Below are 26745 nucleotides of genomic sequence, written 5' to 3'. Positions count from 1 at the left end.
AAGAAGGGAAATACCCAAGATAAAATTTTGAGGTAAAGGAGTCATGAACATGAAGTTTGATAAAAAGAAAGTTACAGCATTGGCAATGGCTGGCATGATGGGATTTGGCATTGCTACGGTTTCTCTGTCGGGCGTTTCGGAGGCACATCGTCACCATGCGCAGCAGACGTTTGAAGACGGAACGAGCAATAAGTACAGCCATCGCATGAACGAAGAAGATATGACGCATAAGCAGAATGTCCGCGCGCTCAAATACCAGAAGCGCCATGGACAGATTGGCGAGAAAGAGTACAACCGCCAGCTGCGTCAGGAGCAGGAACGCCATGATAAAATCATCGAGGGCATCAAGGATGAATATGAGGCGCATAATCCGCATAAAAGCAAATAATCCGGAATGCCGGTTTTGACCGTCAGGCAGAGGCCTGACGGCCTTTTCTTTATATTGCATATTGCCAGATGAAACGGTATAATCAATAATAGGAAACTATGGACAAGTATACGCTTTAGGACTTATTCATTGAAACGAAAAGCAGGTGATACATTATGCCGATGAAAATAGATAATATGACGACAAAAGGGCCGTCAATCTCCGTGAGCCGCAGCAGCGAGGATGAGCGTGTCCGTGACATGGACACTGATTTCAGCACGGAACTGCGCAATCAGGAAGAAACGGTGACAACGGAACAGCTCGACAAGCTGCTCCGGCAGATTGATGAACAGGGGGCGCGGCTTTCCAAGACGCCGACTTACGATGAACTGAAGTCGTACCGCACGCTCATCAAGAACTTTGTCGGTGAGGCGGTCAATCATATGTATGAGCTCCACACGCAGGCCGGCTGGGACCGCATGGGCCGTCAGAAGGTATATACCACTGTCCGCAAGATTGACAAACGGCTGGAGGAAATGGCGGAGAAAATCCGCCTGGGACAGGCCAGCCAGCTGGATATTGTCGCCAGCCATGATGCAATCCGCGGGATGCTCGTGGACCTTTACATGTAATGGAACTCAGTTGGAATAAAATCATCGGGCATGAAAAGCAAAAGCAGCAGCTGCGGACGATGCTCCGGGAGGGGCGCCTGCCGCATGCCCTGTTGTTTACCGGTCCGGATGGTATTGGCAAGAAAATGCTGGGGCAGGCACTGGCGGCAGCCATCCTTTGCGAGACGGACGATGGCCCCTGCGGTCATTGTGAGTCCTGCCAGTCGATGCGGCTGTCCAGCCATCCCGATTATTATGAAGTGCTGCCGGAAGTCCGCGGCAAGTCCGCAAAAGTCATCCGTATTGAACAGATTCGTGAGATGCAGACGGTGGCTTCCCGCTATCCGGTTATGTCTAAGAGCCGCGTGGTGCTTTTGGATGACGTTGAATGCATGAATGAGGCCGCGGCCAACAGCCTTTTGAAGACGCTGGAGGAGCCAGAGGGGCAGGTAACCTTTATTCTGGTTACCAGTATGCGCAGTTCGCTTTTAGACACTATCGTGTCCCGTTGTATGCCGGTAGCTTTTGGCATGCTGCCCGTGGAGGCGATGACATCGGCTTTGCAGGAACGCGGCGTTCCGGCAGAAGATGCGGCTGAGCTTTCGGCATTGGCGGACGGGAGCCTGGGCCGTGCGGTGACGCTTTTCGAAAATGGCGGACTCACGCTCCGCAATGATGCCTTGTCGGTCCTTTCCCAGCTGGACTCGATGGACATGGATAAGCTTTGGCAGCTGGCAAAGGAAAAAGGCGATTTAGACCGGGAAAAGCTCGTGGAGTGGTTCCTGTATTTTAATATGCTTTTGCGTGATATGCTGGTGCTTTACGAGGATGGGGCGAGCCCGCTTTTGTATCATCAGGATTGCCGCGTACAGCTGGCGAAGCTGTTGCCGCGCTTCCCAGAGCATAAGATATTTGCGATGCTGCGCCAGGTACGGGAAATGCAGCGGCGCTTGCAGGCAAACGTAAACCTGCGCTTGCAGATGGAAGGTTTTTTATTGCGTATACGCGATTTGACATAAAGGTTGTAGGAGGATAATTTTGCAGAAAATCATCGGAGTCCGCTTCAAGAAAGCGGGAAAGATATATTATTTCGGCCCGGGCAATCTGGAAATTGAGGCAGGACAGCGTGTTATCGTGGAGACTGCCCGCGGCATGGAGTGTGGCCTGACGGTTCTTGGCCCACGTGAGGTGGAGGACAGCGAAGTCACCCAGCCGTTGAAGATTGTCCATCGGATAGCGAATGCTTCGGATCTCCAGCGCTTGGAGGATAACAAGAAGCGGGAGAAAGAGGCTTTCGGCATTTGCGAAAAGAAGATTCAGGAACACAAGCTGCCGATGAAGCTGGTCGAGGTTGAGTACACCTTCGATATGAATAAGATTATCTTCTACTTTACGGCTGATGGGCGTATTGATTTCCGCAATCTGGTCAAGGATTTGGCGTCGGTATTTCGTACGCGTATCGAACTTCGCCAGATTGGTGTTCGCGATGAGGCGAAACTCATGGGCGGAATCGGCTGCTGCGGCCGTCCGCTCTGCTGTGCATCGTTCCTGGGGGATTTCGAGCCGGTTTCTATCCGCATGGCCAAGGAACAGAATCTCTCCTTGAATCCGACGAAGATTTCGGGAATTTGCGGGCGCCTTATGTGTTGTCTTAAATATGAGAATGACTGCTACTGCGAGAACTGCCATAAGAAGCCGAAAAAGGTGCTGGCTCCGGCGCAGGGCAGCCGGGTGGTATCCTTAGAGGGCGAGGGCAAGGTAATCTCGCTCAATCAGCAGCGGCGTACGGCTACGATTCTCTTGGATAACAGCCGCACGATTGTCGCGTCGTGGGAAGATGTCATCGAAAAAGATGAGGAAGGCGATACGCTCGAAAGTTTCGATACTTCCAGTGACGAGATCATCGCGGCACCGGCGGCTTCTGACAATGGCGAGAAACGGCAGGAACAGGAGCGTCCGCGCCGTGAGCGCAACCGCCGGCCGCGTGAGAAACGAAAAGATGATAACCGGCGTGATAACCGCGAGGGCCGGGAGAATAAGGAGCATCGCGGAGGCAATTCCCATAATCGCCGCCGTCCACGGGGCGAGCATGAGAAACAGAACCGCGAAGGCGGCAATCGCCAGCGCCGTGACCGCCGTCCACGGGGATCCCGTGAGAAAAATGGCAGCGGCAATAATGGTGGAGGCAAGGAAAGTAAAGAATGAGAAACGTCAGCCTGAAAGAAAATGAACGGCTTGACGATTTGATGAGGAGCGGGCGGCACATCATCCAGAATACGCAGGAATTCTGCTTTTCGCTGGATGCGGTGCTGCTCGCCCACTTTTTATCGTGGAAAAGCCGGCAGAAGGTATTAGACCTGGGAACAGGAACGGGCGTGATTCCGCTCTTGATTGCCGATGAAGTAGCGCGTGTCGATGCCATTGAATTAAACGAGGTCATGGCGGACGTAGCGGCCCGGAATGTCTGGATGAATGAACTCGAAGACAGGATTTTTGTGAAGTCCGGCGACTATCGTCAAATCCGGGAGCTTTATGCCCCGGAGTCTTTTGATGTGGTGGTGGCCAATCCGCCCTATCGTCCCGTAGCCCATGGGCAGGTCAATCAAATATCGGGAGTTGCCAGAGCCCGTCATGAGTTTACGGCTACGCTTGACGATGTGGTCAGCGCGGCTCGTTTTGCGCTGCGCTTTGGCGGCAGGTTTGCCATGGTTCACCTGCCCGAGCGGCTGGGCGAAATCATCGTGAGCCTTCACGAGCACCAGATGGAGCCCAAACGATTGCAGATGGTTCAGCCCAAAGACGGCAAGGCGCCGAATATGATGCTGATTGAAGCCGTGGTGGGGGCTGCCCCCGGCGGGCTCAAGGTACTGCCACCGCTCATTGTTCATCGGGAAGATGGCAGTTATACGGAGGAAATCCTGCAGATTTACGGCATGGAGGAAGAAAAAGAATGAGTAGCGAAGAGACGATGGGGACGCTCTATCTGTGTGCGACGCCAATCGGCAATTTGGAAGATATGACTTACCGGGCCGTGCGCATGCTCGGGCAAGTGGAGCTGATTGCGGCCGAGGATACGCGGCATACGCGTCAGCTGTTGACGCATTTTGATATTCATACGAAGCTGACCAGTTATCACGAGCATAATAAATTTACCAAGGGGCCGGAACTCATTGAATACCTGCAGCAGGGGCATGACCTGGTCTGTGTCAGCGATGCGGGGCTTCCGGGGATTTGCGACCCCGGCAGCCATCTGGCCGAGCTGGCGATTGAGGCAGGCATTCGCGTGTCGCCGCTGCCGGGATGCAATGCCGGGCTGTCGGCGCTGATTTGCTCGGGGCTCGATACGACCTTGTTTACGTTTGTGGGCTTTTTGCCCAAGACGGCAAAAAAACAGCAGGAGACGCTGGCACGGGTCAAAGGCTATGAGGGGACGTTGATCTTTTATGAAGCACCGCATCACTTGAAGGCGACGCTCAAGCAGCTTGAGGCGGGGCTCGGAAACCGTCGGGCGGTGCTCGGACGCGAGCTTACCAAAAAGTTCGAGGAGTTCCGCCGGGGCAGTTTGCAGGAACTTTTGGCGTACTATCAGGAAAACGACCCGCGGGGAGAATATGTCATTGTGGTGGAAGGCGCCAGTGAGGATGAGCTGGGCGCGGAAGACGAGCAGCTGCCGCAGGATCCCGTGACGCTTTGCGGGCAGTTGATGGCGGACGGTCTGGATAAGAAGTCGGCGATGCGGGAAACGGCCAAGAAATTGGGCCTGAGCCGCCGGGATGTCTATCAGGCAATGCTGGCGGCAGAAGAACAGTGACGGTAAAAACGTGTCATCAGGTGACGGCCTTGCCTATGGCAAAGCTGAAATGCTAATTGGAAGATTTTGCCTTTGGCAAAATTTGAACAATGGCGTTATAATAGAAAAGATAGACCAAAACCCGAATCATTAGCGGGTTTATTATAAGGAGGATCATTTTCCATGACAGAGAAAAAACCATTTTACATTACGACACCGATTTATTATCCGAGTGCCAAGCTGCATATCGGTCATGCTTATTGCACGACGATTGCGGATTCTATTGCGCGCTTCCATCGTCTGGCTGGTGAGGACGTTTTCTTTCTGACCGGTTCCGATGAACATGGACAGAAAATCCAGGAGAAGGCTGAGGCGGAAGGCGTAACGCCAATCGAATACACGAATAAAATCGTTGCCGGTTTCCAGAACCTCTGGAAACTCTTGAACATCAGCAATGATGACTTCATCCGTACGACTCAGAAACGTCATGAGAAAGTGGTTCAGGAAATCTTCCGCCGCATCTATGCCAAGGGCGATATCTATAAAGGTTCCTACAAGGGGCTTTACTGCACGCCGTGTGAGAGCTATTGGACGGAGCATCAGCTCGATGAAAACGGCTGCTGCCCGGACTGCCACCGCCCGGTTCAGGAAGTCTCCGAGGAAGCGTACTTCTTCAAGATGAGCAACTATCAGGATAAGATTCTCGATTACATCGAGACGCATCCGGATTTCATCCAGCCGGCATCCCGCCGCAACGAGATGATAAACTTCATCAAACAGGGCCTCGAAGACCTCTGCATTTCGCGTACGTCGTTTGATTGGGGTATCCCGGTTCCTATCGATGAAAAACACGTTATCTACGTTTGGTTCGATGCACTGACGAATTACCTGACGCCGATTGGCTTCCTCGATGACCCGGAGAAGTTCAACAAATTCTGGCCGGCTGACCTGCATCTCGTCGGCAAGGAAATCGTCCGCTTCCATACCATCATTTGGCCGTGCATCCTGATGGCGCTGGATCTGCCGCTGCCGAAGAAGGTTTATGGCCATGGCTGGCTGATTGTCGATGGCGACAAAATGTCGAAGTCCAAGGGCAATGTCGTAGATCCGATTGGCCTTATCGAAGAATTTGGTGCCGATGCTATCCGCTACTTCCTGCTCCGCGAAATCAATCTGGGTCAGGACGGCAACTTCTCGCGTGATGCCCTGATTCAGCGCATCAACAGCGACCTGGCTAACGACCTGGGCAACCTGCTGCACCGTACGCTCAATATGATTGGCAAGTTCCAGGACGGTGTGGTGCTGGCTCCGCAGGGCGAGAGTGACATCGATAAATCCCTGAAGGCCGATGCCGATGAGACGGTCAAGTTCTTTGACGAGAATATGCAGAAGATGGAATTGTCGCTTACCATCAAAAAGGTTTGGGCGTTCATCAGCCGTGCCAACAAATATATTGACGAGACGGCACCTTGGGCACTGGCTAAGGATGAGACGAAGAAACAGGAATTGGCAAATGTCATGTACAACCTCGTTGAATCCCTGCGTCATATCAGCGTGCTGATTGCGCCGTTCATGCCGGTCACGGCTGAGCGCATCTGGCAGCAGCTCAATCTGCCGCAGGCTTTCGCAGAAGTCCAGCTCGACGATATCCGCCAGTGGGGCGGCACGCCGGCTGACCTCAAGGTTGGCACACCGGAGCAGCTCTTCCCGCGCATTGAAGTCGAGAAAGAGGAACAGTCGAAACAGGCCAAACAGCCTAAGCAGAAAAAGGAAAAAAAGGCAGAAAAGAAAGCCGATAACGGCGAAGTCACCTTTGATGAATTCAGCAAAGTGCAGCTCCGCGTTGTTAAGGTCCTTGCCGCAGAGCCGGTTCCGGAAACGGAAAAGCTGCTGAAACTCAAGGTTGACCTGGGTTCGGAACAGCGCGAACTGGTATCGGGCATTGCGAAACACTATGCACCGGCCGACCTCATCGGCAAAAATGTTGTTATGGTGGTAAACCTTAAGCCGGCGAAAATCCGTGGCGTAGTTTCCCATGGCATGGTTCTGGCTGCATCGGCAGGAGATGACTTGAAAGTCCTGTCCGTAGATATGCCGGTAGGAGCAGTCGTAAAATGATAGAGCTCGTCGATACCCATACGCATCTCAATGATGCGAAATTCAGCGGGCATGAGCAGGAAGCAATCGAACGGGCCCGGGAAAATGGTGTGACGCGTCTCATCAATATGGGCGATACACTCGAGTCCTCCGCGAAAGCGGTGGAACTAGCAGCGGCCTATGAGGGCGTTTATGCCGGTGTCGGCATTCATCCGGAGGAAGCCTTTCCCATGACCAGCCGTGACGATGACCAGCTGGCCGCCTGGACGGAAGAGCCACGGGTCGTAGCAATCGGTGAAATCGGGCTGGACTACTACTGGGAAAAAGACCAGGAAAAGCGCCAGCTGCAACAGCAGGTATTTATCCGCCAGCTCGATTTGGCCCGCCAGCTCCATCTGCCGGTCTGTGTTCATGACCGGGAGGCCCATGGGGATACCCTTTCGATTCTCAAGCGCGAGGGCAGGGGAATCCGTGGTGTTATGCATTGTTTTTCGGGCAGTTTCGAAATGGCGCAGGAGCTGTTGAAGCTCGGGTGGTACATCGGCGTAGATGGGCCGCTGACGTTTAAAAATGCTGCCAAACTGCCGGAAATCGTTCAGAAATTTCCACTGGAACGCCTTTTGGTGGAGACCGATGCACCTTATATGGCCCCGGTTCCCATGCGGGGCAAACAAAATGAACCCGCTTTCGTCCGTTTTGTGGCGGAGAAAGTAGCCGAAATCAAGGGAATTTCGTTGGAAACCGTGGCAAAACAAACCTCACAGAATGCGGAGGAATTATACGGGCTTTAAGCCCCGAAAATCATGGATTTTTAGCAAAAGTGGTGGACGACCTCACAAAAGAGGCCTCCACCACTTTTCTATTCCCATTTTTCAGCTTGTTTTCAGCGTAAAGTGGGAGAATAGATACGTTGGATTTGACAAGCAAGTTTGCCACATGGTATACTTCTTGAAGTTCTTCACGCAAAATTTAAAGGGGGCTTTCAATGAGTTTAACGAAACTTATTACATTCAACAAAAAAGAAAAGAAAATGGTGCTTTGCTTTATGCTGGCGGCCATGATGATGATGACGACGGGTTTTACCCGCAATACAATTCCAACGAATATACACCAGGTGTCCATCGAAGTAGATGGACGTACTATTACTACGAACACAACCCATACGAGCCCGGATTACATCCTTTCGCGGGCTGGCGTGAAACTTAGCGCCAATGATGAATTCCATATGGAAAAAATCAATGATAGGAACACGAAAATCACAGTTTACCGTGCGGTCCCGGTAACTGTATCGTACGAAGGTCAGAAAAAGGAAGTTATGACCAGCAAACAGACCGTAGGAGACGCCCTTATCGAGTTGGGCTACAACCTGGAAGACGTTGAAGCGGCTCCGGGGCTGGATACGAAAATTGAGGAGAACTTAGACATAGTTGTTAAAGACAATGCCGCTAAACTTCAGGCATTGGCTCTGAAGCGTGAAGAAATGATGAAACCCAAAGTACAGACGGAGAATGGCTCGACGAGCTATCGCGCTGTCTATACGATGGAAGCAACGGCTTACCTGCCAACGGATGGCAGCCCGGAGGGCCTTACGGCAATGGGAATTCCGGCTACGCGCGGCGTAGTTGCGGTTGACCCGCGGGTCATTCCGCTGGGGTCCCGCGTATATATCCCGGGTTATGGCGTTGCTATTGCTGCTGATACGGGCGGCGCAATCCGTGGTGAACGCATTGACCTTTGCATGGAAACTTATAGTGAGTGCATGAACTTTGGCCGCCGCGATGTACAGGTCTACGTATTAGACTGATTGTCAATTCATAAAGAAGCCCTTCCGGCTAAATTGGAAGGGCTTCTTTTTTATTGGCAGGATAATGTATTAATTAATCTACTTTTGTAACATTTATTAACATTTTTTAAAAGAATTATGCTATAATTATTGTTAATTGATAGCAGTAGGTTATCCTAACGGATGAAGCTGTTCAAATCACCGAAAGGACGCATGTTGATGGATCAAAGCAAGACCGTCGTCTTGACGAAAAGAATATTGAGAGAATACTACGAGTTTGGCAATATCACCGACATCCAGAAATTATTTACGGAGGATGTCATTCTTTTTGGTATTCATTCTGAGACTTATGCGACGGGGAAGGTAAAGGCAGAACAACTCCTGCGGAAGATGCATCAGGATATTGATTCCTGCCGTGTCACGAAGCTGAAATGCGTCGAAAGTAATACCGGTGAAGGGCTGACTATCCGTGCCAATGTAGTCTATTCGACGAATGAGCGCATGCGCAACATGCATCAGGTCTTGGTAATCTATCGCGATACCGAGGCCGGGCGGCAGATTTGCGGCATGCATTTTCAGCGGGATATGCGTCAGGAATTGACCTATCAGGTGGTAAGTTCGCGGCTGCTCAATCGCGGCGGGGAAAACGAATCCACGATGGAGGAAATTGTGGATATGGTTTCCTCTTATGTCAATTGCGCCTATGTCCAGTATCGTCCGGATAAGGGCCTGCCGCTTGATTATTACAGCGATGAGTTGTGGCGGATGCTGGGATATGTGTCGAGTGCGGATTTTGGTGCCAGCCTTGAGGGGCAAATCCAGCGGATTATCCATGCGGATGATTTCCAGCCGAGCCGGGCGGAAATAAAACGGCAGCTGCTCAAAACCGATACCTATCAGGTTGAGTACCGGTTAGGCCGTCAGGATGGCAGTTATATCTGGTGTATGGAATGCGGCCGCTATGTTTTCGATAAGGCGACAGGCGTGGGAACGTTCAACGCGGTAATCACGAATCTGTCACCACTCAAACAGACCCACGCGACGTTTTTGTACAACCTTCGTCATGACCGTTTGACAGGGTTATATAATAAGAAGGCTTTTTGCCGGCGGACGGCGGAAATTCTTGAGGAGAATCCTCATACTGAGTTTGAAATCATGCGTTTCAACATTGCCCGTTTCAAGGTTATCAATGACCTTTTTGGTGAGGAAACCGGCGATAAGCTTTTGAAATATGTGGCGCATTTCCTGAAGAGTATCCGTTTGGATCCCTGTGCGTATGGCAGGCTTTATGCGGATAATTTCCTGCTTTGCTATCCGACGGAAAACAATGTCCGGGAGCATCTCATTCATTCGCTGCAAATGCTGGCCGAATCCTTTGCGCTCGATTATCGTATCGAATTCTATTTTGGTGTCTATACGGTACGGGACCCGGAACTTTCGGTGACAACGATGATGGACCGTGCATCGATGGGACTTTCCCGCGCCCAGCACAACGGGCTGGTGCTCTGTGGGGAATACGATGAAGACATGCGCGAATGTATTGTCAATGAACAGGTCATCGTAAATAATATGCATGGTTCGCTGCAGCGGGGCGAGTTCCTGGTCTATTTGCAGCCGAAGTACGAACTCATGAGTGAGAAGGTCATAGGTGCTGAGGCTTTGGTTCGCTGGCTTCATCCTCAGCTGGGATTTATTTCGCCCGCGAAGTTCATTCCGGTTTTTGAGCAGAACGGTTTTATTTATCAGCTGGATAAATATGTCTGGGAACGGGCTTGCCAGCTCCTGCGGGAGGATATGGACAAAGGTCGGCCTATACTGCCGATTTCTGTTAATGTATCACGCATTGACTTGTACAGTCCCAACATTGTACAGGTCTTTGAAAATCTCATCCGGAAATACCGGATTCCGCCGCGCTATCTGGAATTGGAGCTTACGGAAAGCGCTTATGTGGAGAATCCGCAGCAGATTATCGAGATTGCCAAACAGCTGCAGGGAAAAGGTTTCCCCATTCTGATGGATGACTTTGGCAGCGGGTATTCGTCACTTAACATGCTCAAGGACATGCCGGTCGATATATTAAAGATTGACCTCAAGTTCCTGGCGGATAGTGATAAAGAAGATAATGGCCGCGGTGGCAATATATTGAATTCTGTGGTTCGTATGGCTAAATGGCTGCATATACCGGTTATTGCCGAGGGCGTAGAGACCCAGCAGCAGGCAGATTTCCTGCGGACTATTGGCTGTGAATGCGTTCAGGGATTCTTCTATTCCAAGCCGGTGCCGGTGGATGTCTATGAGGGTCTGGTTGACCAGGGGTATAGCAGCGACCCGGTATTGGTGCATCTGGGAACCGATGAAACGGTTGATATGATGACTATGTCGGCACAGCTGACGGTGCTGTTCAACAGTTCGGGCGGAGCAATCGGGCTCTATGAGCTCGTGGGCAGCAGTCTGGAAATCCTGCGTGTCAACGATGGGTATTTTAAACTGTTCGGCGACCCGCGCGAGAAGGTTTATGGCCCTGACAATGAGATTATGGACCGGATTATGCCGGAAGACCAGGAGAAGTTCTGGCAGTTAATCCGCGAAGCGGTCGATAAGAAGAATGGCTGTGAAGCTGAGATACGCCGCCGCTGCAGCAATGGCAGCGTGGTATGGGTGCGGATGCGGGCCAGCGTCATCTGTGCCGAAAACATGCGGACGCTTCTCTATCTGGTCATGGAGGATATTACGCCGCTGGCCAGGGAGAGGGCACAGTTAAAAGCAATCCGGGAACGTCTGCGGGCAATAAATCCGGAAGAAGTAGCAAAATTTGAACAGGAATTTACCCTGTTGGAATAAAAAAGGAGCGCGATGCTGCGCTCCTTTTTTAATTTTTGACGATGGTCATATCGTCATGGTCGGCCTCGGCTTTTTGAATCATGACCTTGAGGCGTTCGATGTTTTTCTTGTGGCGGTTGATGGCAAAGCCGATGCGGATGTGTTCCTCTTCGGTGAAATCCGGATTTTCGTAAGACTTTTCAATTCGCTTGAGGCGTTCTTCGACTTCGTGCAGTTCATCCTTCATTGGTTTTACATGTTCGAGGGCAAAACCGTAAACGGCGCGGATCTGGTCTTCCACGTATTTGGCATAGCCTGGTTCGCCGGATACATCTTCAAGGCGTTTGGCAATATGATAGATGATGTCGAAGGGGCTTTCGCCACTGTGTATCATTTTGAGGATTTCCATTTTTACCTGCTGCTGCACGCCATGCGCCTGCGTGACAATAGGGTCAAGTTCTTGTTCATTTGTATTTTTAGCGGGGACGTTTTCCTGTTCAGCTTGTTCTTCAGCCATATTATGAATCCTCCTTTGTAATGCTCGCGATTTTATGATCAGTATAGCATAGTATAGCAAAAAAAGAAAAAAAACGTAAGTTTACACATTTACAGTGGACAAAGAAATTGAATGTTGCATTGTAAAGTACATTTATGCTATAATGCATTTATCGCTTAAGAAAGACAGGGCCTCGTTCATGTTCGCTCGGTTTGGACATGAATTTTTTTGTGCTCGAGAATGTTCACTGCAAAAGGACAAACGGGTTCTTTGCAAAAAGAAAAGGGTGTTAGTATGAATCAAATGTCTAAGGGAGAAATCTTAACCGTCGGGTTCATGATGTTCTCCATCTTCTTCGGTGCTGGAAATCTTATCTTTCCGCCGGCTCTTGGTCAGGCCGCTGGTGACCATGTGCTGACGGCAATGATTGGCTTTTTGGTGACGGGCGTAGGCCTGCCGCTGCTCGGAATAACGGCAATTGCCCTGCAGGGTGGAAAATATATCGAATTCATCCGCAAGATGACGTATCCGTGGATGGCGACGATGCTCCTGGTCATCCTCTATCTGACTATTGGACCGCTGTTTGCGATGCCGCGTACGGGCGCGGTTTCTTTTGAAATCGGTATCCGTCCGTTCCTGACGGCTGACAATATGGTGCTTGGCCAGGCAATCTATACGGCAATTTTCTACGCTGCTTCGTATTATCTGGCGCTGAATCCCAATAAGCTGATTGACCGCGTGGGCAAGATGCTGACGCCGGTTTTGCTGGTATTTCTGGTTATTCTGTTTGCCAAGGCATTTATGACGCCGCTCGGAGATATTCTCGATGCGACGGGAGCTTATATTAACACGCCGTTTGTCCAGGGCTTCCAGGATGGCTATCAGACGATGGACCTTTTGGCTTCGCTGGCAATCGGTACGCTGGTTGTCAATGCCATCCGCATGCGTGGTGTTACCTCTAACCGGGCAATCGGTAAGGTTTGCCTGATTGCCGGTCTTATTACGGTAGTGCTGATGTCGATGGTTTACGGTTCGCTTTCCTATATCGGTGCGACGAGTGCCAGCGTTCTTGGCCATTCGGAAAATGGCGGCCAGCTGCTGGCGGCGGCTATCTCGATTTTCTTTGGTCCGGCTGGCAACCTGCTGGTGGCCGTTATCATTTCGCTGGCCTGCCTTACCACTTGCTGTGGTATCACGTCAGGTACGGCCTGGTTCTTCAACAAGCTCTTCAAGAATAAGATTTCCTATGAGCGCCTGCTGCTCTTTAGCATCTTGTTCAGCTTTGTCGCTTCCAATGTCGGTCTGACTCAGATTATCACGCTGACGATTCCGTTCCTCGTGGGAATTTATCCATTGGTTATCGTGTTTGTTCTGCTGTCGTTGTTCGACCGTTTCATTGACTGGCGCCGCAGCGTCTATCGCGGTGCGATGAACTGCACGATGGTATTTGCCATCATCGATGGCCTCAATGCGGCCAGCATTCAGCTGCCGGGCGTTAACGAATTTTTGACGGCGTACCTGCCGTTCTACAGCATTACCATGGGCTGGGTAATTCCGGCCTTGCTCGGGGCTGCCTTCGGCTTTGTGTATTCCTGCTTTCAGGAAAAACCGGCTGATGTGAGTGTAGCAAGCTAATCGTATAGGGAAATGCCTCTGCTTTTGGCAGGGGCATTTTTTAGTACCTGAAATACTTATCCACAGAAACACTGTGGATGATTGCTGAAAATCTGTGGATAAGGTGTTAAAAAGTCTGGGGATTATCCACAGCTATCCACAGAAACGATTCGTAACATCCGCTACCTGGTGGATAACTTCATTTGTGGTATAATTTCTGGATAAAGAAGGGCAGGGGATTGTTATGAATGTCGAAGCAAAACGCATAGCAGAGCGGAAAACGGTGCAGGAAATCATGAAGATATATTGCCATGGCCATCATCATATTCGGGAATCCGGGAACGAGCTGTGTCCGGATTGTGAAGCTATTGCGGCCTATGCGGATATCCGCATTGCCAGATGCCCGCGCATGGCGGTAAAGACGTTTTGCAGTGTTTGCCCGATTCATTGTTATGCGAAACCGCAGCGGGAATTGATTTTGACGATTATGCGTTATAGCGGCCCGCGGATGCTTTGGCATCATCCGCTTATGGCCATTCGTCATATCCTGATTCAATGGCGGACGCGTCATGGCCTGCGAAAACGCGAAAAATGATGCATGGTTTCTTTTTCTAATGAGAAAGTTCTTTCCGTATTGCCTCCTTGCAGGTATAATTATTAATGAACTGATTCGGTAAAGGAAGGGGAATGCGGTTTGAAACCTTATGAAAATATTTTGCTGATAAGCGACCTCGATGGGACACTGATTCCGCGCGGCGGGGTGATTTCGGAGGAAAATAAAGAAGCGCTGCAGCGGTTTGTGGAAGGAGGCGGCCGTTTTGCCATTGCCACGGGCCGCACGCCAGAGGCCGCGGAAGGGTATGTCAAAGATTTGCCAATTAACGCGCCGAGTATTTTCTTCAATGGTTCGATGCTCTACGATTGGAATAAAAAAGAAATTCTGGCAACCTGTCCGCTGCTTTCGGCAGAGGATAAGACCATTTGGCCGCGTTTTGCCGAAGCGGTGCGGGAATCATTTCCGCATGCTTGTATTGAGGTGTATACGGCAGATAATTGCCATATCATCAGCAATGAGAAATACGATGATCCGCGGCTGCCGTTTGAGTATTATAAATACGAGCACTGCACGCTCGATAAACTTCGGGATACGGATAAAACGCCGTGGCTCAAATTCTTTATTTGTGCCGAACCGGCAGTCCTTCATCGTGTGGAACGGTTGGAAAAGAAATTTGGCATCGATGCATTAACCAACAGTTTTTATTCTGAAGTGAATTACTACGAATTTGTTGCCAAAGGAGTTTCCAAGGGGACGATGGTGGAGAAAATCCGCAGTCTGCCGGAGTGGAAAGATTATCGGATTATTGCCGCTGGGGATTATTTAAATGACAACGAAATGCTCGAATTGGCAGATGTTGGTGTGGCGTCGGGAAATGCGCATGACGATACCAAGAACGCTGCGGATTATACGGGTTGCCCTGTTGAGGAACATCTGATGGCCTGGATTTTGGAACATGTCGCAGCAACTAGGGAGGCTTGAGCATGAAAAAGATTTATGTATTGGCAACAGGCGGTACGATTGCGGGCAGTGCGGAATCGGATACGGCTACGACCGGGTATCAGGCCGGTGCTATTGGCATTGAGTCCCTCTTGGCGGCGGTGCCGGAAATCCGTGAACTGGCGGAGGTATCTGGCGAGCAGATTGCCGCGATTGACAGCAAGGATATGACCCAGGAAATCCAGCTTAAACTCGCGCGCCGCTGCAATGAACTGCTGGCTTTCGAAGGGATTGACGGTGTGGTTATCACCCATGGTACGGATACGATGGAGGAGACGGCCTATCTGCTGAGCCTGCTGACCTGTACCGACAAGCCCATCGTACTGACGGGGGCGATGCGTCCGGCTACGGCCATCAGTGCGGATGGTCCGCTGAACCTCCTCGATGCCGTGCGGGTGGCCGTCAGCCCGGAAGCCCGCGACCGCGGCGTCTTGGTGGTGACCAATAACCAAATCGATGGGGCACATGATGTTACCAAGTCGCATACGATGTCCGTCCATACTTTCCAGTCGCCTAATGGCGGCTCGCTGGGCAGTGTGGACGACGGTGTGGTGAAATTTACCCGCCGCAGTGAATACACGCATCTTGACGGGAGCCTGAAGCTTAGCGAAACGATTCAGGAACTTCCCGATGTGCGGATTCTTTACGGATATGCTGGCGATGATGGCCTTTTGGTGGAAGCTGCTGTAAAAGCTGGTGCCCAAGGGATTATTTATGCTGGCATGGGAAATGGAAGCCTGCCGGCACCGGTCGAAAAAAAGCTGGCGCAGGCGGTAGAAGATGGCGTAACTGTAGTTCGCAGTACCCGTGGCTATGCAGGACAGGTAACGGTTGCCGAGCCATCTTATGAAGCGGCAAAAATTCTCCATAGTGAGAGTTTAAATCCGCAAAAAGCGCGGATATTGTTGCAGCTGGCCTTGCAGCAAAAATTAAAGGGCGATGAAATACAGGAATGGTTTAATCGTTTTTAAGCATTTGTATAGAAAAATATTTTGTCTTTTTAAGGATAATCTTGTATAATGAGAGCAGATAAAGGTAATCGATTCAAGATTATTTAAAAGGAGAATGGCAAATGGCTAGAACTGCAAATTACGAAGAAAAAATCGCTAAGATTGAGGCAAAAATTGCTAAGAAACAGGCTGAGCTCAAAAAATTGAAAGCTGAGCTTGCTGAACTTAATGAGCAGAAAGCAAAGACCGATTATAAAGAACTGCTTGAGTTCATGAAGAAAGAAAACATGAGTCCGAGCGCTGTATTGGAAACGCTCAAAAAGTAAAAAGAAATTACGGAAAGACGATGCTGAGCCCTTTTGTTGGACCTGGCATCGTTTTTTTATCAGCTGGGAGGTTATCCTATGGCGGAAAAAATTCATGTATCGGAAGAGGAATTAAAGAAAATCGACCCGGAAAAATACGAAAAAAAATTTTCGGAAGATGGATTTTGGAATAAGATAAAAAAGAATGCGGCGCAGATAGGCGTAAAAATTATTTACCAGGCACTGCAGCTTTATTATGTGACGAAACAGCCCAATTGCCCGACGAAAGTCAAAGTGGGAATCTATGGTGCGTTGGGTTACTTGATTTCGCCGATTGATGTGATTTCTGATTTTATTCCCTTGATGGGGTATACGGACGATGCGTCTGTTATAGCTGCGGCAATTGTATTGGCACAGCTTTATATTACCGATGAAGTAAGGTTGCAGGCGAAAGAAAAAATCCGGGATATCCTGGGGGATGAATACGCCGATGAACTGGTGTGACGACGGGAATTCATATAGTTTTCATTATCAACCAGTTTGTTTCAAGAATCGTTCTATATAATGAATGTCGTAAGCTGAAGCCGAGAAAACCAGCATGAATATGAATGGTTTGGAGGTATAGTATGAAATACGACATGAAACAGAAGTTATCGAGATATTCTGCCCGTAAGCTGCTTCGTGCAGGCTGGGCAGCCCGTACCCTCACCGCAACGGTAATGCTGATGATGGCGGTGGTAGCGCCCGTGAATGTTTCACGCGGTTATGCCGCGGCAGCTAGTGACGAATCTTTGGCCGCTGTGGTGGAATTGGCCGATTTCAGCGATGGCCGCGAGGCAAAAGCGGCGGGCAAACGCCGGGAACGGCGTGAACAGGCGGATGTTTTGGCAGCGCAGCTCCTGTTAAGGGCACGAGAGGCCGAGGACGGTATCACGGCTGCCATGCAGCAGCTCGAAACAGAGGGTTCCTATCTGGAAGGATTAGAAAACCGTTTCAAGAGCGCCGACAGTCTGTCGGGAAAAATACTGGCGGATGCAGAGGCCAATCATGAGAGTCTGGATACGGCCGCCGGGGCAATCAGTGATGTGCTGCGGTATACGCTGGTGGTCGACGAAAAATCTTATGCGGATCGCGTACCAAAGGCGCTGCACCAGTTGGAAGCCTCGGGCTTTACTGTGATCAAATTCCGCAACGCCTGGGGTGGTAAGTTCTATCAGGGAATCAATGCGCAGCTCATGAGTCCGGAAGGTGTCAGGGTAGAGCTTCAATTCCATACGGCGCAATCCTATGCGATAAAGCAGGTGTCGCATGAGGTTTATGAGATTCGCCGCAATCCTAAGGCATCTGAGGATGAGCGGGCAGAAGCAACCCGCATGAGCGTTGTGTATAACAACCATGTCATTATGCCCGATGGGGCCGATAAAGTGACTTGGGAGGGCAAAACAGGACAGGCAGCATGATTATCCACATCCCCCTGTGTATAAATCTGTCAATTGGCTTTGGCATTGGCTTTATTGGTCAATGCCAGGGCTTTTTTTATTGCACTCAAGCGGAAAAATCAGTAGAATAGAGGCAGAGTATTGGAAAAATCGTGAGGTTATCCACATCTTTATCCACAATCGTGTGGATAAAGAAAGATTTTTGGGGATAACAATGTGTTTTGTGTGGATTAAGTGGATGAATTCGAGGAATGTATGGATAATCAGAAAAAAGTATTGAAATTATTTGATTATATCCGGCAGGTATGCAGCTTACGTCAGCATTTGATCCGGAATATCAAGGAACAGGAATGGACGTTGTTCTTTGATGAGCTGCCGATAGACCCGAAGCGCATCCATCTTTGGAAAAATTCCGGCGAAGAGGGCCATGACGGGGTCCTGCTGGAGGTTGAGAAGCCGGAATTTACGGCCTGCCCGGAGATGCCCTTTGATTTGGTCGGTTGGGTGCGTACACCGGATTGGCGCAACTTTGAGACGGTGGATATTGAGGTCCGCGAAGAACGGATGCGCAAGGACCCGCGGCTGGGTGAGATTACCGAGCGCTTTGTGGATTCGGGCGTGCGCATTGCGGCGTTTGAGGACTGGAAGCGCCGCCGTACTTTGTGGCGGGCTGGCGAGATGGTTAAAAGCCGCACGCAGGCATTGTTCATGACCCTTTATGAATTATATGACCGCTGCCGCCAGGAGCCGGAACAGCTGGAGCTCATGGTGGGTGACGGCATGTTTTACAGCGGGCTGGATGCTGCCATTCATCATCCGATTGTATTGAAACGGGTTCGCCTTCATTATGATAAGAAGGGAACGATGCAGCTGCTCGACACGGATTATCCGACGGAACTTTACGGCGACATGTTTCAGGATATTCCCGGGATAGAGGGGGAGGGAATCCGTGCGTTTTCGGGGAAGCTCGATGAGGCAGACCTTCACCCGCTGGATGGGGAACTGGTCACATTTTTACAGGAAGCTGTTCCTGCGCTGACTCCCAATTGCCGCTTTGCCGAAAAGCGCTTTGACATCCTGCCCACGGACTGGTATTTGGTCTATCCCCGGCAGGTGCTGTTCCTGCGCCGCCACAATGCCGGGCTCGAACGCGCGATTGCCAGCATGATGGCCTATGTGGACAATCATGGCGAAGTGCCGACGGCGCTGTTGGAGATTGTAGATCCTGACTATGGCAAGGCCCCGTCGGAGCCAATGACGGTGAGTCTCGAGGACATCCGTGGTGAGGCCGAAGATATTCTGCTTACGAAGCAGGCGAATGCTGAGCAGCTGGCGATTGCGCGCAAAATTGAGCAGGCGCCGGCCGTGGTGGTTCAGGGGCCGCCGGGGACCGGCAAGACCCATACGATTGCCAATCTGTTGGGGCATTTTCTGGCCAAGGGCCAGCGGGTACTGGTGACAAGTGCTACCGCAAAAGCCCTTTCCGTGCTGAAGGAAAAGCTGCCCGCAGGCATACAGGACCTCTGTGTGTCGCTGCTGGAAGATTCCCGCAAGGATATGGAGCGTTCGGTCAGCGGAATTTGTGAGCGGCTCTCCCGCTTTTCGGCCGAGGAGATGTATCAGGCGGCAGAAAAGCTGACGGCAGAGCGCCATGAACTGCTCCGGCAGTTGGGGAAGTTGCGCACGCGTCAGGAAAATATCCAGCGGATGGAGGCCCGGCGGGACTATTTCCTGTTGGATGGGAAAGCCTGGTCGCTGTCGCGGATGGCGGCGTTTCTGCACGAGCATGAGGAACTTTCCGGTGTGATTCCAGGCGAAATCGAGGAGGGCGCATCGCTGCCGCTTTCGGAGGCGGAGTTTTTGGAGCTTTATGCGTCAAATGCTGCCTTTGATGCGCAATTGCTGGCAGAACTCAGCGAGAATTTACCGGACCGGACGAAGCTGCTGATACCGGCTGAGGCGGCGGCAGCTTTGGGGCAGGCGATTGCCAGGCAGCAGGAAAAAGAAGAGCTGTTGGCAAGCTTTCCCGAAGTATCCCTCGATGGCGAAGGACATGTCCTGCGCAAGGGCTGCCGCGTAACCGAAGAGCTTTCCCAGGACATGCTGCAGGAGACGAATGCGCTGTACCAGACGATTGACTTTTCAAGGTTTCAGCAGGAGTGGGCGCGGGAAGCTGTGCTGGCTGGACGGCAGGGCGGTGCGCATCGTGAGGTTTGGGAGATGCTCGGCCGGGATATCGGCAAGGTCCAGCAGCTAAAACAGCAGTCGATGACGCGGTTTTTCGGACGGGAGTTTGACTATAAGCTTCACCGGCCGTTGGATAAAGATTTGATTCAGCTGTTGGCAGAGCTGGCAGAGGCTTTTGATGCCGACGGCCGACTTTCGCTTTGGAACCGGCTGCGGCATAGTGACTGGAAGGAAGTTCAGCAGGGATTTTTGATCGATGGCAGGCCGTTGGCCAGCCGCAGCGACTGCCAGCTGGCGATGCAGTATGTATCGCTGCATCAGGCGCGCGAGACCGTGCGGCGTGAGTGGTCGCAGCTGCTCGTGCCTTATGGCATGATTTCCTATGAGGAACTGGCCCGGAATGAAGATGATATCGATGACCTCGTAAGTGCCCGTTGGCAGGAGATAAAGGAACTGCTTGACTGGTATCCAAGGGTTTGGGATGAGCTGATGCTTCGCTGGCGCCGTGCCGGCGTTATTGCCGATGCTGTTTACGAGGGTGGAAATTATCTAACGCCTCATCAAAAACTTGAGGAGCAGCTCTCCTGGCTGGAGGAGGATTTCCCCCGCTGGCAACGCCTGTTGGCACTTTGCGAGGAAGACGGCAAGGCAGAAGACCCGTTGGAAGCTACCCGTATGGCCGTGTTGTCGGCAGATGGGACCGTGGCCAGATTGTTTGCCAAGGCACTGCTGGAAGGCGATGCCGAGCTCTATGCTGAGGCCTATGAGCGGCTGGCTGCGGATGATATGCTAAAGGAACGCTATCTTCGCCGCCAGGAGCTTATAGAGCGGCTGGCAACGGCCGCGCCGCTGTGGGCGCAGTATATCCGCGAGCAGGCCGAAGGCTTTGCAGGGGCGGTTCCGCCAGAGAATTTGTCCGCGGCCTGGCTTTACCAGCAGTTCAAGCAGGAGCTTGACGATGTGCCGCAGGATGATATGCGGGAACTTTCCCAGCAGATTTATGATTTGACGGCGCGGCTTCATCAGACGACTACTGAATTGGCAGAAAAATTGTCCTGGTATCATCTGCTCAAAGAGGTATCGGGAAGCAATCTTCAGTCCAGCCTGATTGGCTGGAGCAAGGCGGTGGCTAAGATTGGCCGGGGAAAGGGCAAGTATGCCGCGCGTCATATCCGTGAGGCCCGTCAATGTATGCTTGAGGCGCAGGCGGCAGTTCCGGCCTGGATTATGCCGCTTTCCCGGGTTTGGCAGAATTTAAAGCCGGAGAGCGAGAAATTCGATATATTGCTGATTGATGAAGCCAGTCAGGCGGATATCACGGCGCTGCCACTGCTCTATTTTGGCAAAAAGGTCATTATCGTGGGCGACGATAAACAGGTCAGCCCGTCTGCTGTCGGCGTGACGGCAGAAGACATCACCCGCCTGCAGGCATCATCCATACAGGGTGTCATCAAGCATGCTTCCCTGTATACGATGGACACCTCGCTTTATGATATTGCGCAGATGAATTTTGAAGCGCGCATGCTTACCGAGCATTTCCGCTGTGTGCCGGAGATTATCGGTTACAGCAATCAACTGGTCTATGATGGACGAATCCGTCCGCTTCGTGAATCGGGCAGCAGCCCTTTGATGCCGCTGGTAGATGTGAAAGTGGCAGGCTCGCGTGAAGGATCTCAGAAACGGAACTTTCGGGAGGCCGAGGAAATTGTGGCCGTATTTGCGGCCTGCCTTGAGCAGCCGGAATATCAGGGAAAGACTTTTGGTGCAATCTCTATGCTGGGGGATGAGCAGGCAAAGGTTATCCGGGAATTGGCCGTCCAACGCCTGGGGATTAGCGTGCTGGAGGAAAGGCAGTTTCTCTGTGGCAATCCGGCGCGGTTCCAGGGCGATGAGCGGGATATCATTTTCCTGTCGCTGGTGGACAGCGCAGAAGACGGCAGTCCGATGCGGTTGCTGTCGGAAGGGCATAATGGCAGCACGAGCAAGCGCTACAATGTAGCAGCCAGCCGTGTGCGTGACCAATTGTGGATATTCCATTCCATGGAAGTGGAGGACTTGAAACCGGGGGATATCCGCCGCGGCCTTATTGAGTATGCCCAGAATCCTGTTTGGGAAATTGTGCAGAATGAGGCAGAGGAGTCTTCGCTGGCGACGGCGGTATATCGCGAATTGGTACGCTATGGCTATCATGTGGAGAAACATTTTGCAGCAGGTGCCTATACCATTGACATGGTGGTATTGGGCCAAGGGCAGAAGGTGGCCATTGACTGCGATGGCGAGCATTGGGTCAGCAGCATCCAGCAGGCAGCCGAAGAACGCTGCCAACAGGCAGTGCTTGAGCGTTTGGGCTGGAATTTCCTGCGGATTCGCGGAAGTCATTGGTATCGTGACCCTGAGGAAACCTTCCGGCGCTTGATGGCCGGATTGGCCTTCCAGGGAATTGAGCCGGAGACAGCTGGAGCGGATTGCCAGCTTGCAGGAAACCAGCGCGAAACGGTTCTTTCGGATGTTCGCCAGCGGGCAGAAACAATCCTGAGGCAGTGGCGTACCGAGGACAATCCAGAAGCAAAATAAATTTTTTGTTGATTTTTTACGATTTTTGTAAAAAAGTGTTTGACAAAGTATGCAGGAATGGCTATAATAGATTTTGTCAGTCAGCGAGACACAGAAAGTTCTGAGTCAAGCGGTGACAAAATGCGGAAATAGCTCAGTGGTAGAGCACCACCTTGCCAAGGTGGGGGTCGCGAGTTCGAGCCTCGTTTTCCGCTCCATAATGCGGAAATAGCTCAGTGGTAGAGCACCACCTTGCCAAGGTGGGGGTCGCGAGTTCGAGCCTCGTTTTCCGCTCCATTTTTGCTTAGTAGCTGAAAAGCTTCTATATACAATGGGCCTATAGCTCAGTTGGTTAGAGCAACCGGCTCATAACCGGTCGGTCCTTGGTTCGAGTCCAAGTGGGCCCACCAATTTCCAACTTAATATCTTTTATAACCAATGTTATGACTCAGTAGCTCAGCTGGATTAGAGTATTTGACTACGAATCAAAGGGTCGGGGGTTCGAGTCCCTCCTGGGTCACCATTGTGGGTAGGTGCCCGAGTGGTTAAAGGGAACAGACTGTAAATCTGTCATCTTCGGATTACGATGGTTCGAATCCATCCCTGCCCACCACCTGAAATCACAGCGTCGCGTATGCGGCGCTTTTTTGTTGTTCCAAAGCTAATGAAATAAGCCCCGATTGGCAAGCAGCATCAATCGAGGCTTATCTCATGAATCGTTTTGTAGGTTTGCGCCTTACTGGTCGATGGGGCAGGAAGGTGCCTGTCCGCCGCGTTCGGCCGTGTGCTTGCCTTCGAACAAGGCCTGGCTTACGCGGCGCATGAGTTCGTCTTCTTCGGCAGCGGCATTGAAGATTACCTGTTTATCTTCTGGCAGGGTTTCGCCTTCCAGTTCGGTGATGGCCAGCTGCAGGCGGTGGTCCTTGTCGAGACGGAAGGAATAGGAAAGGCGTGTTGCCAGCCATTCGGTAATCATCTCGATATTCTGGAAGGAAGCGACTTTGTTATAATTTTTGTAGACTTCGGCGGCGATGGCGGCCGCCTTTTTTTTGTCATCGACGGCACCGATGACGGAAAAGGCTTGTTTATTGCCTTCAGTAACGAGTTTGGTGATGATATAAAGCATGGAATTATCCTTTCTATTCGATATTGCAGAACATACAAGAATAATTGTAGCAAAATTGGGCGGCTTGTCAATTTTTGCTGGTTTAACGCTGATACAGACAGGGAATGATGCCTGTATTCAATAAATGGACATTTTGCGGTAATGTATAGAACGGGGTACAATGTTACAGTTTTTACTTTTTTTATGTTTTATTTTCTACTGGAGATGGACGATGTAAGGTGGAATATAATAAAGACTTATGTCCTTTTGTACTGAGATAATAGTATAAATGTCTATAAAATGTAGAAAAAAGGGAGGAACTAGGTCCTAAGTAACAGTTTTTACACATTGCTCCACTTTGCTGATGCTTTTATTTATGCTATAATGTCTCCTGGTAAAATACAATAAATAAGACCGATGGAGAAGATAATTCACCGGTAAAAAGTTAGGAGATTAATTATGGTTGAATCACATCCAGTGAACCGTAAGAAAGCATTTAATATGCTGTTCTTCATTGAGTTCTGGGAACGTTTTGGTTACTATGGTCTTCAGGCTGTACTGGCTGGCTTTTTTGTAAAAGCTCTTGGCATGGAAGACGCAGAATCGTTTGTAGTTTTTGGCGCATTCAGTGCGATGGTATATGGCTACGTCTCGCTGGGCGGTTTCCTGGGCGATAAAATCCTGGGAACCCAGCGCACGATTACGCTTGGCGCAGTGGTGCTGATGATCGGCTATGCGATGATGGCGCTGGCTGGTGCCGACAAGACGATGGTATTTTTGGCATTGGGCGCTATTGCCTGCGGTAATGGTATCTTCAAGGCCAATCCATCTTCGCTGCTGTCGAAGCTCTATGAAGGCGACGAAAAGGATTTGGACAGTGCCTTCACGATGTATTATATGGCAGTTAACATCGGTTCCTTTATCTCGATGCTGCTGGTTCCGATCATTGGCGCCCAGTATGGTCTGTCTCTGGGCTTCATGATTTGTGCTATGGGTCTGATTCTGGCGGTCGGCGGATTCTTGGGCTTCCGCTATTTGGTTCGCGGCATCGATTCGCCGGCAGGTGCTGAGCCGCTGACGATGAAGAAAATCGTGCTGACGCTTGTTGGTGTAGTAGTCATGACGGTATTCTCCAGCTGGCTGCTTTCCCACCTTTCCGTGGCCCATTGGCTGCTGTTTATCATCGGTGTTTTGGTCTATGGTGTATTCTTCAAGATGATTATCCAGGCCAAAGGTGCTGAGCGCAGTCACATGGCAGCAGCAATGATTTTGATTGTCGAGGCGATCATCTTCTTTACGCTGTATCAGCAGATGCCGACCTCCCTCAATTTCTTTGCCATTAAGAATGTGGAGCACTCGGTTCTCGGCATTGCGATTCCGAATGCGGAAGTATTCCAGACGCTCAATCCGTTCTGGATTATGCTGGCAAGTCCGGTGCTGGCTTGGGCATATTCGCATTTTGGCAGTGAGGGCAAAGACCTTTCGATGCCGGCGAAATTTGCGCTGGGTATGCTGTTGACGGCAGGATCGTTCCTCGTCGTTGGTTTTTCGGCAAACTTTGCTAATGAGGCCGGTATTGTATCGGCTTGGTGGCTGATTGGTTCCTACTTCCTGTCGTCTATCGGCGAGCTGCTCATCAGTGGCCTTGGCCTGTCGATGATATCGAAGCTCGTGCCGCAGAAACTCATCGGTTTCCTCATGGGCGCATGGTTCCTGACTACGTCGATTGCCGCAATCCTTGGCGGCTGGGTGGCAACGCTTACGACGGTATCGAAGGATGTCGTTGATCCGTTGCAGACGCTGCCGGTATACAGCAAAGTATTTACGCAGATTGGTCTTGTTACCTTAGGTGTAACGATTATCATGGCGCTGACGGTTCCGATGCTCAACCGCCTCATCAACAAGAAAGATGAGGAAGCGTTCGAGGGTGAGCCTAAAGCAGCGGTGGCGGATAAATAATTTAATACGTTCAACGAAAAAATGCGATGAAGTATTTATACTTCATCGCATTTTTTTGAACGTATTATTCTGCGTCAGCTGCCTGGTAAGCTGCTGGTTCTGGATCCTTATTCATACGGCTGGAAAGATAGTTGGCAGCGAGCGAGCCGGAGATGTTGTGCCATACGCTGAAAATTGCTCCGGGGATTGCGGCGGCGGCACCAAAGTGCAGCATGGCAAGTGAGGTGGCAAGGCCGGAGTTCTGCATACCGACTTCGATGGAGATAGCCTTGGCCTTGGCAACATTCATATGAAGTGCTTTGGCAATAAGGAAGCCGATGCTGTAACCGAGCAGATTGTGGAGCATGACGACCAGCATGATTAACAGGCCGGTTTCCAAAATGCGCTGCGCACTTACCGCAACGACGCCGCCGACGATGAGGACGATGGCAACAACGGAGACAAGCGGCAGGAGCTTGACAATCTTCTGTACGGTTTCTTCAAAGAAGCTGTTGATGACAATGCCGAGAACGATTGGCAGGATGACGACCTGCACGATGGACATCATCATGGCGGCAAGGGAAATCTCAACCCATTCGCCGGCCAGCCACCAGGTAAGAAGCGGCGTGACAATCGGGGCAAGTACCGTGGTGGTCATCGTCATGGAGACGGAAAGTGCGACGTCGCCGCGGGCCAGATACGTCATGACGTTGGAAGAAGTACCACCCGGGCAGGTACCGACAAGGATTACACCAGCAGCCAGTTCTGGCGGCAGGCCGAATCCCTTGGCGAGCAGCCATGCCAGTGCTGGCATGATGGTGAACTGCGCCAGAGCGCCGATAAAGACGTCTTTGGGGCGCTGGAAAACGAGCTTGAAATCGCGCAGGCGAAGGGTCATACCCATACCGAACATGACAATGCCCAAAAGAATGGTAATCTTTGGTGCGGCCCATTTAAACGTCCAGGGCTGGATGAGGGCGATGGCTGCCACGAGAATGACGAAAACAGCCATGTACTTGGAGATAAATGCGCTAAGTTTTTCTAATGATTTCATATAAATGACTTCCTTTCATAGATTGTTTACAATGTTACAGCTATATTTCATAAAAGTCAATATAAAACAGGTAGTATTTAT

At 51.0% G+C, this 26745-nt stretch carries 22 protein-coding genes and 5 tRNA genes; 24 read left to right on the top strand and 3 right to left on the bottom strand.

Annotation, left to right across the window (positions count from 1 at the left end; translation table 11 throughout):
• Nucleotides 1-49: 49 nt before the first annotated feature.
• The 10 genes from FZ040_RS09300 to FZ040_RS09255 all read left to right on the top strand — a co-directional run bounded on the left by FZ040_RS09300 (nucleotide 50) and on the right by FZ040_RS09255 (nucleotide 11489).
• Entirely contained in the window at nucleotides 50-388 is a 339-nt protein-coding gene (locus tag FZ040_RS09300; RefSeq protein ID WP_074515273.1) for a hypothetical protein, read from the top strand.
• 155 nt (nucleotides 389-543) lie between these two features.
• Nucleotides 544-999 (top strand): YaaR family protein, encoded by a 456-nt coding sequence (locus FZ040_RS09295; protein ID WP_149171737.1) that lies wholly within the window; start codon nucleotides 544-546, stop codon nucleotides 997-999.
• Nucleotides 999-1997, top strand: a complete 999-nt coding sequence (gene holB, locus FZ040_RS09290) for a DNA polymerase III subunit delta' (RefSeq protein WP_149171736.1) — start codon at nucleotides 999-1001, stop codon at nucleotides 1995-1997. Before FZ040_RS09295 ends, holB begins: the two co-directional genes overlap by 1 nt.
• 19 nt (nucleotides 1998-2016) lie before the next feature.
• Nucleotides 2017-3183, top strand: coding sequence for a PSP1 domain-containing protein (locus tag FZ040_RS09285; protein ID WP_149171735.1), 1167 nt, complete (start codon nucleotides 2017-2019; stop codon nucleotides 3181-3183).
• A complete protein-coding gene (locus FZ040_RS09280; RefSeq protein WP_149171734.1) occupies nucleotides 3180-3932 on the top strand; it encodes a tRNA1(Val) (adenine(37)-N6)-methyltransferase in 753 nt (250 codons plus the stop codon). The genes FZ040_RS09285 and FZ040_RS09280 overlap by 4 nt, the downstream gene beginning before the upstream one ends.
• Entirely contained in the window at nucleotides 3929-4789 is an 861-nt protein-coding gene (rsmI, locus tag FZ040_RS09275) for a 16S rRNA (cytidine(1402)-2'-O)-methyltransferase (RefSeq protein WP_149171733.1), read from the top strand. Before FZ040_RS09280 ends, rsmI begins: the two co-directional genes overlap by 4 nt.
• A 162-nt stretch (nucleotides 4790-4951) precedes the next feature.
• The gene (gene metG, locus FZ040_RS09270) at nucleotides 4952-6886 is read left to right on the top strand and encodes a methionine--tRNA ligase (RefSeq protein WP_149171732.1); all 1935 of its coding nucleotides are present in this window, start codon (nucleotides 4952-4954) and stop codon (nucleotides 6884-6886) included.
• Nucleotides 6883-7656, top strand: coding sequence for a TatD family hydrolase (locus FZ040_RS09265; protein ID WP_187620301.1), 774 nt, complete (start codon nucleotides 6883-6885; stop codon nucleotides 7654-7656). The genes metG and FZ040_RS09265 overlap by 4 nt, the downstream gene beginning before the upstream one ends.
• A 194-nt stretch (nucleotides 7657-7850) precedes the next feature.
• Nucleotides 7851-8669: a G5 and 3D domain-containing protein gene (locus FZ040_RS09260; RefSeq protein WP_149171731.1), complete on the top strand. Its 819-nt coding sequence runs from the start codon at nucleotides 7851-7853 to the stop codon at nucleotides 8667-8669.
• Between the two features lie 198 nt (nucleotides 8670-8867).
• Nucleotides 8868-11489: an EAL domain-containing protein gene (locus FZ040_RS09255; protein ID WP_187620300.1), complete on the top strand. Its 2622-nt coding sequence runs from the start codon at nucleotides 8868-8870 to the stop codon at nucleotides 11487-11489.
• Between the two features lie 28 nt (nucleotides 11490-11517).
• On the opposite strand, the gene FZ040_RS09250 is transcribed toward FZ040_RS09255, so the two are convergent.
• The gene (locus tag FZ040_RS09250; RefSeq protein ID WP_439653917.1) at nucleotides 11518-11985 is read right to left on the bottom strand and encodes a hypothetical protein; all 468 of its coding nucleotides are present in this window, start codon (nucleotides 11983-11985) and stop codon (nucleotides 11518-11520) included.
• A 273-nt stretch (nucleotides 11986-12258) separates the two neighbouring features.
• Here FZ040_RS09250 and brnQ point away from each other — a divergent pair, with 273 nt between their 5' ends.
• The 13 genes from brnQ to FZ040_RS09185 all read left to right on the top strand — a co-directional run bounded on the left by brnQ (nucleotide 12259) and on the right by FZ040_RS09185 (nucleotide 23180).
• A complete protein-coding gene (gene brnQ / locus FZ040_RS09245; protein ID WP_149171729.1) occupies nucleotides 12259-13599 on the top strand; it encodes a branched-chain amino acid transport system II carrier protein in 1341 nt (446 codons plus the stop codon).
• A gap of 223 nt (nucleotides 13600-13822) precedes the next feature.
• On the top strand, nucleotides 13823-14173 hold the full coding sequence (locus tag FZ040_RS09240; protein WP_149171728.1) for a nitrous oxide-stimulated promoter family protein: 351 nt from the start codon (nucleotides 13823-13825) through the stop codon (nucleotides 14171-14173).
• Between the two features lie 99 nt (nucleotides 14174-14272).
• Entirely contained in the window at nucleotides 14273-15115 is an 843-nt protein-coding gene (locus FZ040_RS09235; RefSeq protein WP_149171727.1) for an HAD family hydrolase, read from the top strand.
• Nucleotides 15116-15117: 2 nt separating this feature from the next.
• Entirely contained in the window at nucleotides 15118-16104 is a 987-nt protein-coding gene (locus FZ040_RS09230; protein WP_149171726.1) for an asparaginase, read from the top strand.
• Between the two features lie 101 nt (nucleotides 16105-16205).
• On the top strand, nucleotides 16206-16409 hold the full coding sequence (locus FZ040_RS09225) for a protein kinase (RefSeq protein WP_074515286.1): 204 nt from the start codon (nucleotides 16206-16208) through the stop codon (nucleotides 16407-16409).
• Nucleotides 16410-16487: 78 nt separating this feature from the next.
• Complete coding sequence (locus tag FZ040_RS09220) at nucleotides 16488-16892, top strand: YkvA family protein (protein WP_149171725.1); 405 nt, start codon at nucleotides 16488-16490, stop codon at nucleotides 16890-16892.
• Between the two features lie 122 nt (nucleotides 16893-17014).
• Complete coding sequence (locus tag FZ040_RS09215; RefSeq protein ID WP_149171724.1) at nucleotides 17015-17848, top strand: hypothetical protein; 834 nt, start codon at nucleotides 17015-17017, stop codon at nucleotides 17846-17848.
• A 234-nt stretch (nucleotides 17849-18082) separates the two neighbouring features.
• A complete protein-coding gene (locus FZ040_RS09210) occupies nucleotides 18083-22588 on the top strand; it encodes an AAA domain-containing protein (RefSeq protein ID WP_149171723.1) in 4506 nt (1501 codons plus the stop codon).
• A 122-nt stretch (nucleotides 22589-22710) separates the two neighbouring features.
• Nucleotides 22711-22785, top strand: a tRNA-Gly gene (locus tag FZ040_RS09205).
• A 4-nt stretch (nucleotides 22786-22789) separates the two neighbouring features.
• Nucleotides 22790-22864 (top strand) — tRNA-Gly (locus FZ040_RS09200).
• 36 nt (nucleotides 22865-22900) lie between these two features.
• Nucleotides 22901-22977, top strand: a tRNA-Ile gene (locus FZ040_RS09195).
• Between the two features lie 35 nt (nucleotides 22978-23012).
• Nucleotides 23013-23090: transfer RNA gene (locus tag FZ040_RS09190), tRNA-Arg, on the top strand.
• Between the two features lie 4 nt (nucleotides 23091-23094).
• Nucleotides 23095-23180, top strand: a tRNA-Tyr gene (locus FZ040_RS09185).
• Nucleotides 23181-23303: 123 nt separating this feature from the next.
• Here the strand turns inward: FZ040_RS09185 and FZ040_RS09180 are convergent.
• Entirely contained in the window at nucleotides 23304-23693 is a 390-nt protein-coding gene (locus tag FZ040_RS09180) for a hypothetical protein (protein ID WP_149171722.1), read from the bottom strand.
• A 438-nt stretch (nucleotides 23694-24131) separates the two neighbouring features.
• Here FZ040_RS09180 and FZ040_RS09175 point away from each other — a divergent pair, with 438 nt between their 5' ends.
• Nucleotides 24132-25631: an oligopeptide:H+ symporter gene (locus FZ040_RS09175; protein ID WP_149171721.1), complete on the top strand. Its 1500-nt coding sequence runs from the start codon at nucleotides 24132-24134 to the stop codon at nucleotides 25629-25631.
• Nucleotides 25632-25695: 64 nt separating this feature from the next.
• Here FZ040_RS09175 and FZ040_RS09170 read toward each other — a convergent pair whose 3' ends face one another.
• Complete coding sequence (locus tag FZ040_RS09170) at nucleotides 25696-26664, bottom strand: bile acid:sodium symporter family protein (protein ID WP_149171720.1); 969 nt, start codon at nucleotides 26662-26664, stop codon at nucleotides 25696-25698.
• Nucleotides 26665-26745 lie beyond the last annotated feature (81 nt).

The sequence above is a fragment of the Pseudoselenomonas ruminis genome (genome assembly GCF_008271295.1).
GTDB lineage: Bacteria > Bacillota > Negativicutes > Selenomonadales > Selenomonadaceae > Selenomonas_A > Selenomonas_A ruminis.
Note: the sequence above shows the minus strand (reverse complement) of the source record. Positions and strands in the feature narration are given on the sequence as shown.